Here is a 15,907-nt window from a genome sequence, read left to right on the forward strand (position 1 = left end):
GGGTGTTGTTGAATATGAAACAAATACGCATCAATCAACCATTGAGTAATCCGTGCTTCTGTCTATAATATTAATCAACGGCCGTTAAATATTCAACACGTGTTCAATATTGAAGGTGAGGGAGCATATAACAATGGAAAACATTCGAGATAAAGTGGTCATTATTACGGGAGCCTCCAGTGGAATAGGAGAAGCTACAGCGAAGTTGTTGGCGCAAAATGGCGCAAAGGTGGTATTGGCTGCCAGAAGAGAGGAACGTCTGCACACGATTGTTAATGAAATTAAACAGGGTGGCGGCGAGGCTGTTTCTGTAAAAGCAGATGTTGTTTCTACTGAAGATATGCAGAATTTGGCCAAGTTTGCTTTAGGTGAGTATGGCCGAATTGATGTCCTGGTGAACAATGCAGGGGTCATGCCAAGTTCCAGGATGAATGAATTAAGAGTAGACGAGTGGAATCACATGATTGATGTGAACATCAAAGGCGTTTTATACGGCATCGCCGCGGTATTGCCTACCATGCGGGAGCAGCAGTCCGGGCATATCATCAACCTTTCCTCTACTTCAGGATATCAAGTATCCCCGACATCAGCCGTATACGCGGCCACAAAGTTCGCCGTTAGAGCCATTTCGGAAGGACTTCGTCTGGAAGAGTCCGCGACTTCGGGTATTCGATCGACATTGATTGCTCCAGGTCTAACGAAGACCGAACTATTTGACAGCATTACCAGCCCGGAAGTGCAAGCGATAGCCAATCAAATAAGCGGCTTAGGGATCTCTCCCAACAGTATTGCGAGAGCCATCGCGTTTGCCATTAATGAACCAGATGACACGTTAATCAGCGAAATTATGGTTAGACCGACCGCGTTGTCTTGAACTTGATAAAATTGTAATATAATTGAAATATTATATTCATCTGGCATTAATGTATTAGGCTTATAATAAAACCCGACCCCCTTTTTAAATATATATAAACTTAGACCCTCAGCCCGTTGCTGTGGGTCACTTTTTTATTAAATCCCACACATCCCATACCGCCCCTCAAACGCCATCCTGAACCGAATAACTGGATTTCCTCCAGCTATTTCAAAATTTCAGACGAACATGCCCCAAATAACTGTAGTTTTTACAGGTAATCCCCGAGTTCAACAACCTAAAAAAAACCTTTTCAAGTAAATGGAAACCCTTTATACTGAGTCTACTGAAAATCATTCTCACTACTGACTCTGACCGTGAAAGGGGTTAAAGCTGCATATGCTGCCGGTTCAAGGACAGGAGTATTCCCTTCTAATGCTTTCATCCATACGCAAACGTCGTTTCTATAAACGGAACACGCTGCATAAAAAGAATATCCCAGGAGATATGCTCTTTGTTGTGACACAAGGCAAAGGCATTCTTTGCATCGATAATCAAGCTGTGCCGATCAAGTCGAATCAGGCGTATTATCTAGTTCGAAGTAAGCCTATTGAGGTGATGCTTGAGTCGGATTTTATAGAGTTCTATGTCCTAGTCATTAGACGTGTATCGTTTTTCAAACAGAAAGGCGTCTGGCACTGTGTCAGTTCGGTTTCCGATCCCTCGCTTTTTCAGACGGGCAAGCTTCAAATGAAGCAGGGGAAGCAGCATCTCGAAGGCATGGGGCAGCTCTACGAAGAATCCCGTTCGAAGTCGGTTAAGGACCCTAGCCTTCAGCTCAAATTTCAAAGTCTGATTCAAGCGATGCCTGAAGAAGTGCCAGAAACGATTGAGCTGGAGGATGCGTCCAAAGGTATTGATCAAAGCATTTCGTATATGTACAAGCATTATAATCACAAAATCAAACTGGAGACGTTGTCCGACATCGCGGGATTGACACCAACTTCGTACTCAAGAAGCTTCAAGAAAGCGAAGAGGATGTCCCCCATCGAATACTTAAATCATATTCGTATCGATTCTTCGAAGGAACTTTTGCAACAGCCAGACCCTTCGATCAAGGATATTTCAACGGCCGTTGGTTTCGGGAATGAGTTTTATTTTAGCCGGATGTTTAAGAATAGCTTGGGTATTTCACCAACGATGTATTTAAAAAGGAGACAATTGAAGGTCGCTGTCGCATCGTGTTTTCGATATAAGGATTGTTTGCAAGACCTTGGGCTGGAGGATGCTTTTGAATTGAATGGGTATCGCCATATCGAATTAGGTCTCGAGGAGAACAAAAGGCAAACTCAAGTTCAATTAGCTGAATTGCACAACTATCAACCAGAGTTAATCATCGCCGACTATAGGCACCTTCCAATTTACGACCAGTTGAAGCTTATAGCGCCTACGGTTATGGTAGATTTTTCAATGGATTGGCGCATGTATTATATGCGGATTGCTGAGTTGGTTGGGCGGGAAAAAGAAGCTCAACAAACGTTCAGTCAATTGGATCTCCGTGTGAAATACACGAAAGAGGTATTGGTGAATACGATTGGTAACAAGAGTGTGTCAATGATTCGATTATATAGCCGGAGAATTCGCGTGCAAGGGTTCGTGGACCACCCTTTAAGTCATTTATTATATACAGAGCTTGGGCTAAAGCCTGGCAGTTGTGTGCCGTTGAACGAGAGGACGAAGGATTTTGCAGTGGAAAGTATGCCGCCATTTGACACAGATATTCTCCTCATTGATAAACGCCTTACGTCACTAGAGGAGACCAACTTATATATGAATGTGTTGAGAGGGACTTCTTGGGAAACGATGAAGGCTGTGCAGAACAACCAGATCCGCGTGATTCCGAAATGGATAAGCATGAGTTGGGCCCCTAGCGGGCAAAACCAGATCCTTGATGAATTGTTGCAGTGGCACGCTTGATGGAGATCGGTCAGTCTCACTTGTTGTCCTATTTGAGTGGACGTAGCATATCTATGACATCTGCTCATTATATATGGGAGAGGAGAACATCATGGTGAGGAGAGTGCCCGAATTGTCAAATGAGTTCGTGATGCGTTCATTGGATGAGGTCCGGTTCTGGTCACGTATTATGAAGGAACATTCCTTATTTCTCAAACTGGGCTTTCGATGTGAGGACACGACATTAATACAAGAAGCGAATCATTATTATCATATTTTTGAGCATATTGAGGGTCGATCCCATTCGTATAACGAGTTGACAGACCCTGAACAAATTCGACGATTCAATACGGAGGTGTCTGCGGCTGCTGCCCATATTTGGGCGTTCAAAAGAAAAGTTCTCGGACTCATCATCCAGTGCAAGCTTCCTGGCGGCAACAACTTCCCGCTGTTAGTTGACCATACGAGTCGTGAGGCTAACTATTTCCGAAACCGATTACACGAATTGAACTCAGGACGATTAGAACCATTACACGATGCGATTATTGATGAAAATGTGTTCTTCTTACGTATCATGGCGGATCACGCCAAGTTTATCGGTCATTTGCTGGATCCATCCGAACGTCAATTAGTGGAACAAGCACGGAATTTTAGTCATGATTTTGACCAGCTTCTCTTTCAAGCCATTGATTTGAATGGGATGAGGCCTCAATCTCAAACGGATCCTCTCTTGGACCAGTTCCTTGATCAGAATCGTGTCTCTGTCGTTGCTCTCCGTGATTTTAAGAAAACAGCTCGTGACTTAATTGAAGCTTGCAAAATCAAAAGCATTATTCATCCGCTACTGGCGGATCACGTATTCCGTGAAGCAGAACGCTTCTTAGCTATTATCGATATGTTCGAACAGTGCTTAACGGGCAATCCAATCATGGGGATGCGAGAGGAGCATGTGGGACATTAAATATGAGGGTACATCGTTGGATCGGTACCTGAAGAAGGCGAAGTAACCAATTGACCTAAATTAGCGAGCCCCTTGGGGCTCGCTTTTTGAGTTTCAGTGGAGTTATCTATTGTAGATACGACAGCATTAGCTTGCTGTTGCGTAGGCACTCCTTCATAAGTGGACGAGGAAATGCTAGATTCGTGATCATGGTTTTAGCAGGCTGTTTCCTCCAGTTTCTACTTCTAGGTCAATATACAGTGCTATTAGTGGAAATTTATTGAAATAGTATAAACAACTAGTCCCCTCTATGTTATATGAACATATTATGCTAATGAAACTATAAGACAACTATCATGGAGGGAGGAACAACTAGAAAACCGCTACCCACAAGTGGTTTTGTTCACTAGAGAGAATGTAAAAAGATGAAAAATAAGATCTGCATGAAGATCTTATTTTACTTAATCGAAAAGAGGTTGAATTATGATGCTGCAAGATTTCATGATTCCTATCACGATCTTGTCTTTTATATGCACCATTGCTTTTATTATCTTTCGTCCGAATGTAAATGAATCTATTCCAGCAACCATCGGCGCTATAATTGTCCTCCTAACCGGTAGTGTAACTATAAATGACTTGGGAAAAATAACTGAAACTATAGGTGGAGCAGCCGTAACCATTATGGCAACGATTGTTATGGCGATTGTTTTAGAAAGCTTTGGATTTTTTAATTGGGCTGCAGAGAAGCTTCTTGAACGAGCTAAAGGATCAGGAATACGCTTATTCTGGTACACCAATTTATTTTGTTTTCTGATGACCCTTTTTGTGAACAACGACGGTAGTATATTGATCACTACACCGATTTTGCTTATGCTTCTGCATCAATTAGGACTTAAAAACCATCAGAAAATTCCTTATTTACTCTCCGGTGCTTTAATTGCAACAGCTTCTAGCGCACCAATTGGCGTAAGTAATATCGTCAATTTAATTGCGCTAAAGATTGTTCATATGGACCTCTATATGCAAACAGCAATGATGTTTGTCCCTGCTTCACTTGGTCTTGTACTCCTTACACTCCTTCTATTTTTAAGTTTTTATCGCGTATTACCTCGTAAACTACCACCAATTAGAGTAGGAGCCTTATACCAAACACATCCACTGCAAGATATTTCGTCACCGGTTCCGAATGAGAATCGAACCAAATTCATGCGGAATATCTTAATCTTCGTATTCAGCGTTCGAATAAGCCTATTTGTTGCCTCTTTCATTCATTTCCCAGTTCCATTAATGGCTGTTATCGGTTCTACATTCCTGCTGGGCTGGCGTTGGTATTATTTGAGAATTGCACCTACAGATATGATTAAAAAAATGCCTTGGTATATCCTCGTGTTTGCCTTTAGTATGTATGTGATTATATATGGTTTGCATAATATCGGACTAACCCAAATGCTTATCCAGTTTATGCAGCCACTCGTTTCGGGCAGTTTACTTCATGCAAGTCTAATTATGGGAATTCTACTTACCGTTTTATCGAATGTATTCAACAATCATCCTGCATTAATGGTAGGTACGTTAACTTTGACGAACATGGGTCTTGATCCACTTACTTTGAAAATTTCTTATCTCGCTGGTGTAATTGGCAGCGATATGGGTTCCCTTATTTTACCAATTGGTACACTCGCAACCATAATGTGGATGCACATTATCAAGAAAGGAAAAGTAAGGTTGAGCTGGGCCGAGTACTTAAAAGTGACGATTACAGTCATCCCAATTACTCTCATTTTCACGTTAGTCATTCTAGCATTCTGGGTATCCTGGATTTTTTAGTACGTCAGATATGATGATAACTGGAGGTTATTCGTATGCGTGTGCTTCAACAATTTGTTGGTCAACAAGTGATTGTTGAAATTTCTGGAAATAATAACTGTACGGGTAAAATAATTGATTTAGGGCTTGATATCATGGTTGTACTCAATAAACAACAGCACTATTATATCCCCTTAGTAAACGTGCAGAATGTAAGATTGAATTCAGAGTATAGTACGGAAACAGAACTTATATCTGATGTAGTGCCAATCGATTATCAAGAAGATAGCCTCTCATATCGCAAGATATTAAATAATGCAAAAGGCCGATTTGTCGAGATTTATGTAACTGGCAATAAAACGATACATGGCTATTTAACTAGTATTATGAATGATTATTTCGTCTTCTACTCACCTGTCTATAAAGCCATATTTGTGTCTATGAGCCACTTGAAATGGTTAATTCCTTATCACGCTCATCTCACGCCATACTCACTTAATAATCAATCGCTTCCTTTGAATCCAATTAATGTATCCTTAGCAAGAACTTTTGAAGGACAATGTGAAAAACTGAAAGGAAACCTAGTTGTTTTTGATCTTGGAGATAACACGAAAAAAATAGGCTTACTTCACAAAGTAGAAAGTGGTTCCATCGAATTGATTAATGCCAATGGAGATAAAGTAATTTGGAATCTGCAGCATTTAAAAACGGTGTACACGCCATGATTGATGAAGCGTTGCTGCGAAAATAAAAAACGACCTTCTGGGGGAAGGTCGATCGAAAAAGGCTGAAATATGCATTCGCACACCTTATCTTATGAAAGTAAGGGCTGGGTCGTTTGGGCTACCAACTAGACGAATGAACTTTTTGAATAGGCATAAATACGATATTCTCATCTTTTTGATGAGAGTATTTTTTGTGTTTTCGTGGGGGAATTAACAAAAATAAAACAGGTCGAGCATTTCTCAAAGCCAGGTGTTATAATAGGTTAAACGTTTCAACAAACCTGATGAGGAGTGTCTCAGATGACAATTCAGAAAGATTGGGCGCAAGAAGCATGGGCACAAACGATAACAAAAGTAGGCAAAACCAGCAAGCGTATTGGTGACGGGTTCCCACATGCAAGTGTGGGCGGAGAATACAAGCTAGAGCCTGCGTATTGGTGGACAGCCGGCTTCTGGCCTGGGTTGCTGTGGCTTTTATATCGTGATACGAAGGATGAAGGATTAAAGCAGTTGGCTGAGTCTTGTGAGCAGCAGCTGGATCAAGTTGTAACGGACTACTATCGTTTGGACCACGATATCGGCTTCATGTGGACATTGACGAGTGTTGCGCGCTACAAGCTGCTTGGCTCAGAAGATTCCAAGCGCCGCGCCTTGTTGGCAGCGAATCTGCTTGCTGCGCGGTTCAATGTGAAGGGAAGCTACATTCGCGCGTGGAATCCTTGGCGCGAAGGCGAAGACAATGCAGGCTGGGCCATTATCGACTGCATGATGAACCTGCCGCTGCTGCATTGGGCTACGCTGACCACGGGCGATCCGCGGTTCAAAGAAATCGCCGTCAGACATGCGGATATGGCGGTGAATCACTTTATTCGTCCCGATGGATCGGTGAATCATATCGTGATTTTTGATCCGCATACCGGTGAAAAGCTTTCCGTGAACGGTGGGCAAGGCTTTGCGCCAGAATCGGCCTGGTCGCGTGGAACCGCGTGGGCGATTTACGGCATGAGCCTTAGCTATAAGTACACTGGCGATGAGAAGTATCTACAGGCAGCAAAGCGTGCCGCGCATTTCTTCTTGGCGAACCTGCCGGAAGACCATGTGCCACATTGGGATTTCCGTTTGCCAGACGGCATTCCGGCATATCGCGACTCCTCGGCAGGCGCGTGTGCGGCTTGCGGTTTGCTCCTGATCGCGGAGCAAGTGAACAGCCAAGAGGCATCCCTCTACCGTGAAGCGGGTGAGCGCATCTTGCACTCGCTCTACACGAACTACGGTGCGTGGGATTCCGAAACCGAAGAAGGCTTGGTAACCCATGGTACAAGCCATTACCCAGAGGGGAAAAACATCGACGTGCCACTCATCTATGGCGACTACTACTTTGTAGAGGGGCTTTCCCGGTTGCTCGGGCATGGCGAGTTGTTCTGGTAGGCTATTGTAAATTCAAAAAGAGTTGTTCTGGAGTAGCTTCGAGCTACTTGAGGGCAGCTCTTTTGTTTTTCCACGTCGCTCCAGCATTCCAGCAATAATAACTGGATATCCTACATCTAATTTCACGCCAAACTCGTCTTTGAATCGAATAACTGGATTCCCTCCAGTTAATTCGATCCATTCCTGCCGAAACTATCGATTTGGGCGAAATTAGCTACATAATTTCCATCTATATTCTACAAACAGCTGAATCAGCCAGAATTAACTGCATCATTTCCATTTATTTTCCACTAAGGGAGAGTGTGGTAGGGTATCGGAGGGGAGTGGGGCGCGGGGCGCGGATGCTGCTTCCAAGAGCAAGAGATAGCTGGTTTGAAACCCGTGGATCAGAATGAGGCGAAATGAAGTAAGGGTGTTGCTCAAGTGTGGCTGGGTGTTGTAGAAGCGGAATCAAGCTATGGAGTGGCAAGGAGGTTTATGTGGAGTACTAAGCGATTTGGAAGGTTTATCCGTTGTTAGATTTGGGTATCCTTTTACTAGACTAATAGATTCTAGTGAGAGGTGGAGTTGGAACGATGACAACGGAAGCAACTAACGTATTTAAACCAGTCATTCCTAGCAAAATTGCCGCATCCATTGAAAGCCTGCGAAAAGAAGGTTGGGCTGACGATGATTTCTTTAACTTCTCGCGCTATGATGAAGAATCGGCAGAGGCTCGGCTGTTATATCACTTTTTTCGGAACAATCGGGTAACCTTTGCGGCGGCGGTCATCAATAGCTACAGCGTTCAGGAGATGCAGCAGTAAACCGATAGATGTATAGAGATCCTTATCCAGCATGGCTGGGTGAGGATCTTTTTTTGCATAATACCGGCCCAAGGGGAACCTCTAAGCCGATCTGATCGCGGAGATGTTGGTTAAGAAATAATTGTAGAACAAAAAACCTGGAGCCCACTCTCGAAGTGGAACTCCAGGCTTTCTTTAGATTGATAACGTAATTAGGATTTCACGTTGATCAACTTAGCTTTTTCAAGCAAACGCTGAATTAGCGCTGCTGTCTCTGCTCGCGTAATTTCTCGCGACGGCTGAAGTCCCGCATCTGCGCCATTGAGCAGTTGATTTTTGAGAGAAGTTGCAACGGCTTGTTTCGCCCATGAGCTGACAACAGCACCGGTGATAGGATTCGTAATTCGACAAACTAGTTCTTTGTACCTACAATTAATTGAAGTTTCCACTCATGCGGTGTAGGGGGATGGCGGAAATATCATGTCATGTTAAATGACGTAGATACCCTAAAATCAGCAATATATAGATCGAAAAGTTTTTATGTAATAATAGTTGACACATAATAAATCAGGCAGTATACTCTAATTAACCGCACGACGATGTGCAACTAATATTCGAGGCAATGGCGCCTATCCTACCACAGGATAGGCGTTTTCTGTCTTTTTGAAAGGGTGAATACGATGATGAAACGCTTGAAGAACGTTGTTTTGTTTATCCAATGTCTGCCTGTCGCGCTGAGATGGTACTAAGTATTGATGTTAGGTTTCACGACGTGTAAATCTTAATTTGCTATAGCCAAGCTCTAGATGCGGTCGCTCATTGTCGAGTGATCGCAATAGAGCTATTTTATTTTTATCTAACCTTCATACTTTGGGCAAACTTTCATGATACGATATTGGCAAAGTGCAAATGACGCACGATCTGGATGGAAGGGAAGTCACGGAATGTCAGACGGACAATTAGCTGTATTAGATGTACATATTGAACAGGCCGGTTACGATGAAGTGCCTGATATTATTAAGGGGATTCATTTTACGGTGCGGCAAGGCGAACTCGTGGGTTTGTTAGGTCCGAACGGTGCTGGCAAAAGTACGACAATTAAGAGCATCCTTGGCTTACTAAAGGATTTTAAAGGCAAAATCTCCTTCATGGGTGAAAGCAAAAGTTATGCGTATATTCCCGAACACCCGATTCTATATGACGAATTGACGCTGTGGGAGCATATGGAATTCGCCGCCTCGGTGTATGAACTAGATCGCACGGTGTTCCTAGAAAGAGCAGATGATCTCTTGCACCGCTTCCGCCTACTAGATGAGAAGCATCAATTGCCTGGGAAATTCTCCAAAGGGATGCAGCAGAAGATTATGCTTATACTCGGATTTTTGAATAAACCAGATGTGTACATTGTGGACGAGCCCTTTATTGGTCTAGATCCAAAGGCGATCAAGGATTTCTTGGGTATGCTGGAAGAGGAACGGAAGCGTGGCGCAGGCATACTGATGAGCACACACGTGTTAGATACAGCGGAGCGGATATGCAGTTCATTTGTGCTGCTGTCAGGTGGCAGATTGGTAGCGAACGGTACACTGAACGACATCCAGCAACAATGCGACATGCCGGATGCTTCGTTGTTCGACTGCTTCCATTCCTTATTATGAGAGGGGGCGACAGCGGGTTGAACAGCAGCTTTCAGGTTTTTGCGCGAAGAGTCCGTTCGGACCTACTATTCCAATATCGTGCCTTACGCATGGCCGTTGATTGGGTCATCGCGATTTATTTTGTCATACCCCTGTTGATCGTGGCCGGCTATCACTATTACGCGTGGTATATGACGCCGCCAGGGTGGTTAAGCGGGATCTCTATTCACACGGTAGCTACACTTTTCTACATTTTCACATGGATGGGCACGCTGCGCTACTTTGTTGAAGAGGGGGATCAGCTGTTTCTCCGGCAAAATGAAGGCTGGTTTCGACATCTCATGCATCTCGGCTATCGGTATTCGGTGGTGCTGCAGGCCGTCACTTCGATGCTGGCAACGCTCCTTTTTCTGCCATTATTAGTGCCTGTATATTCGTATAGTATCACGCAAGTCGTATGCTTCTGGTTGCTGACTTATGTGGTGAAGCTGAACATCGGCCTCATTCGCCAGCTGCTTGCACTTCGCTTTCAGAGGTTTTTGCTCTGGGGGCTGCGAATTGTGGTGTTTGCGATCGGGTTCTTCTTATTCCAACTGTTAGTAACGGAGGTTACGAAGCAAGCTTTCTATAGCTGGACAGCCATAGGGCTAGGAATATGTACATTTGTGCTTTTAACCGTAACGAGGCTGCGTGAAAAAGGCTCCTTTTTTGCGGATATCGCAAGAGAGCGAGATGCGCGGATGCGTATCGTCTCCTTGATGTTAATTCGCGTGATGGAGCGCAAAAGAAAGCCGACACGCAGGTACCCGCTTTTATTCAGCAGATCCCAGAAGTTGATCAAAGGCAAAGGAGCCGGTAACGGGATTGCCGAGCTCTTAGTGAAGTCTTATTTCCGAAACGGAATCCAATGGCGACAATCGATTCAATTCGTTGTTGTCATGAGTGGAGCGCTGTTTATTTTGCCAGGTGCGATTAAAATTCTCGTTTGGGTCCTTGCGGCGGTCCTGCTGGTCTTCTGGCGCAAATCCTTTTGTAAGGATGAACTAACGACGCCGTTCCTGTCGCTATTCCCGATTCAAGATACGATGAAACACCAAGCGATTCAGACCGCCATGCCTATGCTAGTTCTCCCGGCGATGATCATTATTAGTCTAGTCGCGGGCATCTCCATGTTCACGTGGTGGGGACCCATTGTGCTGATCGGAGTAGCGATCCCGCTGACGTATGGAACTTCATCGGTGTTTACTAGCTGGTATTGAGCAGCACACATATAGGTCTTTCGTAAGGCTAGCCAACGCATGTTGGCTAGCCTTTTTCTTTTTTATATAGCGGCGTCTGAGATGACATGGCGATGTAGCATAGCGGAATAGAACAACAGGTTTAAGCGGATGCTAGCAAATAATTCCCATTTAAAAGGTAATGAAAGCGAGGCCGAACACCGTTGGAACTTCTATTGCCCTTATTAATTGTAGCGGCCGTAATCGTAGCAGCAACGTTACTTCATAAGCGCTATCCCCAAATCCCTCTGCCCTTTTATTTAATTGGACTAGGGGCTGTTGTATCGTGGGTGCCCTTCATCCCGACAGACTTCAATTTTGAACCAGAGGCCTTCATGGTTTGCCTAATTGCTCCTATCCTATTCGGAGATGGACGGGTGATATCTCGCAAAGAATTGTGGGAATACCGCAAGCCCATTCTTCTCATGGCGATCGGGCTTGTTGTCTTTACGGTAGTCGGCATCGGATATGTCATTCACTATCTCATCCCGTCCATGCCGCTGCCAGTCGCTTTTGCCCTGGCTGCAGCGTTGTCACCTACGGATGCGGTCGCTGTCAAATCTATGACACGAGGCCGGACGTTCCCTAAGGGCTTAATGCCGATCTTGGAGGGGGAGTCACTATTAAATGATGCGGCAGGTTTGGTTTCCTTTCAAGTTGCATTAGGTGTCGTGATGACAGGCGTATTCTCTGTGAAATCAGCTGCCTTAGAATTCCTGCTCGTGGCTTTAGGCGGCTGCGTCGTTGGGCTTGTTGTTGGTGCCGTCTTGGTGAATTTTAGGATTTTTCTACGAAAGCGAGGCATGGAAGAAGTTCATTCGCTCGTCACGATTCAACTGATAACGCCATTTGCGATCTATCTTGCCGCGGAGGAACTTCATGTTTCCGGTATTTTGGCCGTCGTTGCCGCAGGAATCGTGCATGGTTTGGAGCGCGATCGGTTGCAGCAAACCACAACCAAACTGGACATCATCTCGACGAATACGTGGTCGATGTTAAGTTTTATCCTGAACGGTCTTGTATTTGCATTGCTCGGACTATTGCTGCCAGAAGTTATCAGGGGCTTGCTTCATAGTGGTGAGGCTTCGTTCTTCAAAGCAATTGGTTTGGCACTCGCGATATACGCGGCGCTCAGTACAGCGAGGTATTTATGGGTATATTTCTTACATGATGACTTCCTGCCAGCCAACTATACGAACCCTAACATATCAATGAATACGACCCGAAAGGGGTATGCACTCGCCACCAGCTTATGTGGTGTTCACGGTACGATCACCCTGGCAACAGCCTTATCCATTCCTTTCGAATTATCCGATGGAACGCCATTTCCTTTGCGGAACACGATCTTGTTTATTTCGGCCAGCGTCATCTTGATTAGTATGTTTGCTGCATCTGTAGCCATGCCATTCTTAGGGAAGTCAGTTGTAACCGAGCCCGATCAAGCAGCGATGACGCTGAAAGAAGCAAGCATCCATCTGGCTAAGAAGACGATTCAAGCGCTCAAAACAGAAATGGATGCGGTTAATTTCGATGCTACCCTCGCAGTCGCACAACAATTGGAGGAGCAAATTCGAATTGAGTCCTATGGTTCCGTCAAGCTATCTGGCCCCTATATTCGCGAACTGCAGCAAATTGGCAGAGAAGCGGAAACCACGAAGCTCTGTGAGCTTATTGATCAAGGTGTGATTTCTCCTCAGCTGCGGTCGGTTTTTACCTTGCTGCATCAACCGCATTCTGAATCTTTTTTTCTAGCGAGGCTCCAATACCTCTGGGTAAGATTCAAGTTGAACCTGCTTAACCGTAAAATCAAGCAGCATCGTAAGGAGGGGATTTCCGAGAAATTCAGATCCATTACGGAGATGTTTGAAGAGCTCCAATCCATCGAAACACAATTGCAGCAGGCAGCAGTCACCGCAATTCACAAGCAAAAATCAAAGAAGCATAAGCTAGAGGTCCTGCTTGTCATTCAGCATTATTCACGCATGTTGAAACGTGAGAAGATTAACGGAAATCAATGCACGGAAGAAGACTTCCAACACCAGCTAAGGAATGTCCAGCTGCGAAGTGTACAGATTAGACGGGATGGGGTTCAAGAATTGGAAGAAACCGAGCAAATCTCAACGGGAACTGTGTATGAATTATTGCAAGCGGTCAATTATGAAGAGATGCTAATTTTGGACAATAGCAGAGAGTAAGCGAGGCTAAGCAAAATAGTAGAAAAAGGGCTGTTCCAACTCATCAGTAGATGAGTCGGAACAGCCCTTTTGTCTACTTTCGTGGTCGCAGTATATACCACTCAACTACTAACAGATTAATCAGCAAACCGATCCAAACGTTGATATTCAGAATGTCTGCGACCATCTGCTCCCTACCTCCCTCGGGAAGCTTGAAGCCATGCATAGCTAGATAGAGCAAAATACAAACCGGAACGATCACTCTGGCAGAGGTTGCCACTAAGGTGACTGCATAACTGCGGATCATCCAGCTGCGATGCTGTGGGAGTTTCCCTTTGACCGCGTAACGGAACCCCTTCCATGTCGTAACTAGCCACAGCGTACTTAGTGCAAGGAAAGCCATGGCTTTCGTAAAGTTCTCCGCATAGAAGGTTAAGACGAAGCCTAGGATGCCACTGATCATAACGCTGATCACATAAATGCGGCCTAAAGCTCTATGCCATGCGGGATTGTTAGCTCGAAAGCGTGCATGAAATTGAAATAAGCCGCTGATCAGAGCAATTAGAGCAAGTGCGATATGAAGCGTGAGCACCGTGTAGTGCAAGGGAAAATTCACATTAAGCGTTAGTCGGCTATTTGCAGGATTCAAGGTGATATAAGGGAAAACTGCCACGACCGCAACCGCCATAATGACGATAATCGAGATTATACCTAGCTTTTTACTCATATATGGTCATGACCCCCGTTTATTTACGCACTTCCCTCCAATTGTAAATCTTAAATCTAAATAGGTGCTTATCCAGTTATTAAAATATTCTAAACAATGGTGCGAACAGCAGCTCTTCGCCAGAAACGAAGTACGAAGAGGAGAGGAGATTCGTTCACACCTAGCAAAACTAAATTTGGGAACGTCCAACACGTTATGTACTTTAGTGTAAATTTATATGTTAAACAATGTATGTATTCTTATAGTAATTGACACTATGATTAGTTTATGAGTAAACAATATTGTGCAAATATATAGGAGGGTACTTATGTTGCATCCATTCATGGGAATCAAGGATTGGGATCGTATCGGCATGTCCGTCGAGGAGTCATCAAAAGCATTACAACGAATTGCCTATGTAGATCGACAATTAATGCGGATCGAGGCTGCTCATATGGCGGCTAGACCTGAATATGAAATAAAAGGAGCGCTTGCACGCTTAAGCTATCAGGATGCGGAACACCACGATCAATTCCGCAATCGAATTAAGCAGCTGCGCATGAGCACAGTGGCGTTCGATAAATGCCCAGATGCATCACTGAACGAGCTAATGCAAACGGTACTGAATTCAGAGACGACTTTGTGTTTGTTGACGGCGCTTTTTGAAGTCGTGAAACCAGCACAAATTGCCGCAATTCATGCCTATAAGGGCAAAGCGCAGCCACTCGTTGATGAACCTACGCTCCATATCATGAAGCACCAGCTCATCGACCGCGAGGAGCAAATGGACTGGGGGCGCCAGGCGCTTCAATATCTGCTGCAATCCGCATCGGAAACGGAGAAGGAACAAGCACAGAATTGGAGAATGTATGTGGAACAACTGCTTGCAGCTGCTGGCGGGATAACAGGATGGGAAGAGCGGATCTCTGTGAATCCAGCTGTTCGGATCACCACCGAGCCATTTGCCATGCCTCAAACGAGCACGCGAGACAGTCGATTTCAATCACAAGTTGTGAAAATGCAAGGGTTTGGCATCCCCGACAATGAAGAGGGACGTTTCATGACGATGATGCTGTCAAGGTATTTCGAGATGTCACCAGCGGAAGGCGTTGCTTATGTCCACTTCACAACAGAGGGCAAGCCATGGCATTTTTACCGCGATACGGCCAGGCATATGTGGGATGAAGTTCGCCATAGCTGGTTCGGTGAGGCGGCCCTTCGAGCGAAAGGGTACGATGTGTATCAATTCCCCAACTGGACGGGATGGTACGATATGACAGCACAGCTGTTCGAGGGCACCGAAGCTTATTCGCATTTGACGATTGCCATTGAGAAGGCAGCGATGAAGTACCCGCCAGGCAAGCGCGAGGAGTGGGAGTTTTGCCGGGATATCGCGAAGGATCCGCTTATGACGACGTTTCAAGATTTTGACTGGGCAGATGAAGTTGTTCATGCGGGCTTCGGACAGCGTTGGATGATTGATGATGTTCATCGCGGTGATGCGCGTGCGGCACAGGAGGAAGCGGAGAGAACCGTGAAGAAACGTGCGGTGTACATGGAGGCGCATGGTGATCTTGCTAAAAACAAACCGGCGGGAAGCCTAGGAGGCTATTAATACGA

At 44.9% G+C, this 15,907-nt stretch carries 13 protein-coding genes; 11 read left to right on the forward strand and 2 right to left on the reverse strand.

The genetic code is table 11. The features are described from left to right. Positions 1-133 precede the first annotated feature (133 nt). The 7 genes from AC58QG_RS19915 (at position 134) to AC58QG_RS19945 (ending at position 8,514) form a co-directional block, all read left to right on the forward strand. Positions 134-874, forward strand: a complete 741-nt coding sequence (locus AC58QG_RS19915; RefSeq protein WP_497363874.1) for an SDR family oxidoreductase — start codon at positions 134-136, stop codon at positions 872-874. A gap of 414 nt (positions 875-1,288) precedes the next feature. Next, complete coding sequence (locus tag AC58QG_RS19920) at positions 1,289-2,830, forward strand: helix-turn-helix domain-containing protein (RefSeq protein WP_497363875.1); 1,542 nt, start codon at positions 1,289-1,291, stop codon at positions 2,828-2,830. Between the two features lie 112 nt (positions 2,831-2,942). Further along, entirely contained in the window at positions 2,943-3,770 is an 828-nt protein-coding gene (locus AC58QG_RS19925; RefSeq protein WP_497363876.1) for a DUF2935 domain-containing protein, read from the forward strand. Positions 3,771-4,232: 462 nt separating this feature from the next. Continuing rightward, entirely contained in the window at positions 4,233-5,576 is a 1,344-nt protein-coding gene (locus AC58QG_RS19930) for an ArsB/NhaD family transporter (protein WP_497363877.1), read from the forward strand. Positions 5,577-5,611: 35 nt separating this feature from the next. Beyond that, positions 5,612-6,280, forward strand: coding sequence for a YwrJ family protein (locus AC58QG_RS19935; RefSeq protein ID WP_497363878.1), 669 nt, complete (start codon positions 5,612-5,614; stop codon positions 6,278-6,280). A gap of 300 nt (positions 6,281-6,580) precedes the next feature. Next, on the forward strand, positions 6,581-7,708 hold the full coding sequence (locus AC58QG_RS19940) for a glycoside hydrolase family 88 protein (protein WP_497363879.1): 1,128 nt from the start codon (positions 6,581-6,583) through the stop codon (positions 7,706-7,708). A gap of 575 nt (positions 7,709-8,283) precedes the next feature. Beyond that, positions 8,284-8,514, forward strand: coding sequence for a hypothetical protein (locus tag AC58QG_RS19945; RefSeq protein ID WP_497363880.1), 231 nt, complete (start codon positions 8,284-8,286; stop codon positions 8,512-8,514). Positions 8,515-8,705: 191 nt separating this feature from the next. On the opposite strand, the gene AC58QG_RS19950 is transcribed toward AC58QG_RS19945, so the two are convergent. Further along, a complete protein-coding gene (locus tag AC58QG_RS19950; RefSeq protein WP_497363881.1) occupies positions 8,706-8,942 on the reverse strand; it encodes an S-layer homology domain-containing protein in 237 nt (78 codons plus the stop codon). A 495-nt stretch (positions 8,943-9,437) separates the two neighbouring features. On the opposite strand from AC58QG_RS19950, the gene AC58QG_RS19955 reads away from it, so the two are divergent. The 3 genes from AC58QG_RS19955 to AC58QG_RS19965 all read left to right on the forward strand — a co-directional run bounded on the left by AC58QG_RS19955 (position 9,438) and on the right by AC58QG_RS19965 (position 13,602). Continuing rightward, positions 9,438-10,151, forward strand: a complete 714-nt coding sequence (locus AC58QG_RS19955; RefSeq protein WP_497363882.1) for an ABC transporter ATP-binding protein — start codon at positions 9,438-9,440, stop codon at positions 10,149-10,151. 17 nt (positions 10,152-10,168) lie between these two features. After that, complete coding sequence (locus AC58QG_RS19960; RefSeq protein ID WP_497363883.1) at positions 10,169-11,389, forward strand: ABC transporter permease; 1,221 nt, start codon at positions 10,169-10,171, stop codon at positions 11,387-11,389. Positions 11,390-11,571: 182 nt separating this feature from the next. Next, positions 11,572-13,602: a Na+/H+ antiporter gene (locus AC58QG_RS19965; protein WP_497363884.1), complete on the forward strand. Its 2,031-nt coding sequence runs from the start codon at positions 11,572-11,574 to the stop codon at positions 13,600-13,602. 73 nt (positions 13,603-13,675) lie between these two features. Here AC58QG_RS19965 and AC58QG_RS19970 read toward each other — a convergent pair whose 3' ends face one another. Then, on the reverse strand, positions 13,676-14,308 hold the full coding sequence (locus tag AC58QG_RS19970) for a DUF2306 domain-containing protein (protein ID WP_497363885.1): 633 nt from the start codon (positions 14,306-14,308) through the stop codon (positions 13,676-13,678). 307 nt (positions 14,309-14,615) lie between these two features. Between AC58QG_RS19970 and AC58QG_RS19975 the strand changes: the two genes are divergently transcribed. Further along, positions 14,616-15,902 (forward strand): hypothetical protein, encoded by a 1,287-nt coding sequence (locus AC58QG_RS19975; RefSeq protein ID WP_497363886.1) that lies wholly within the window; start codon positions 14,616-14,618, stop codon positions 15,900-15,902. Positions 15,903-15,907: the final 5 nt, after the last annotated feature.

It is taken from the genome of Paenibacillus sp. J22P169 (genome assembly GCF_059691995.1).

Coding starts and splice junctions, on each gene's coding strand:
- AC58QG_RS19945 (WP_497363880.1), top strand. CDS start 8,284: ATGACAACGGAAGCAACTAACGTATTTAAACCAGTCATTCCTAGCAAA.
- AC58QG_RS19915 (WP_497363874.1), top strand. CDS start 134: ATGGAAAACATTCGAGATAAAGTGGTCATTATTACGGGAGCCTCCAGT.
- AC58QG_RS19970 (WP_497363885.1), bottom strand. CDS start 14,308: ATGAGTAAAAAGCTAGGTATAATCTCGATTATCGTCATTATGGCGGTT.
- AC58QG_RS19975 (WP_497363886.1), top strand. CDS start 14,616: ATGTTGCATCCATTCATGGGAATCAAGGATTGGGATCGTATCGGCATG.
- AC58QG_RS19930 (WP_497363877.1), top strand. CDS start 4,233: ATGATGCTGCAAGATTTCATGATTCCTATCACGATCTTGTCTTTTATA.
- AC58QG_RS19955 (WP_497363882.1), top strand. CDS start 9,438: ATGTCAGACGGACAATTAGCTGTATTAGATGTACATATTGAACAGGCC.
- AC58QG_RS19935 (WP_497363878.1), top strand. CDS start 5,612: ATGCGTGTGCTTCAACAATTTGTTGGTCAACAAGTGATTGTTGAAATT.
- AC58QG_RS19920 (WP_497363875.1), top strand. CDS start 1,289: ATGCTTTCATCCATACGCAAACGTCGTTTCTATAAACGGAACACGCTG.
- AC58QG_RS19940 (WP_497363879.1), top strand. CDS start 6,581: ATGACAATTCAGAAAGATTGGGCGCAAGAAGCATGGGCACAAACGATA.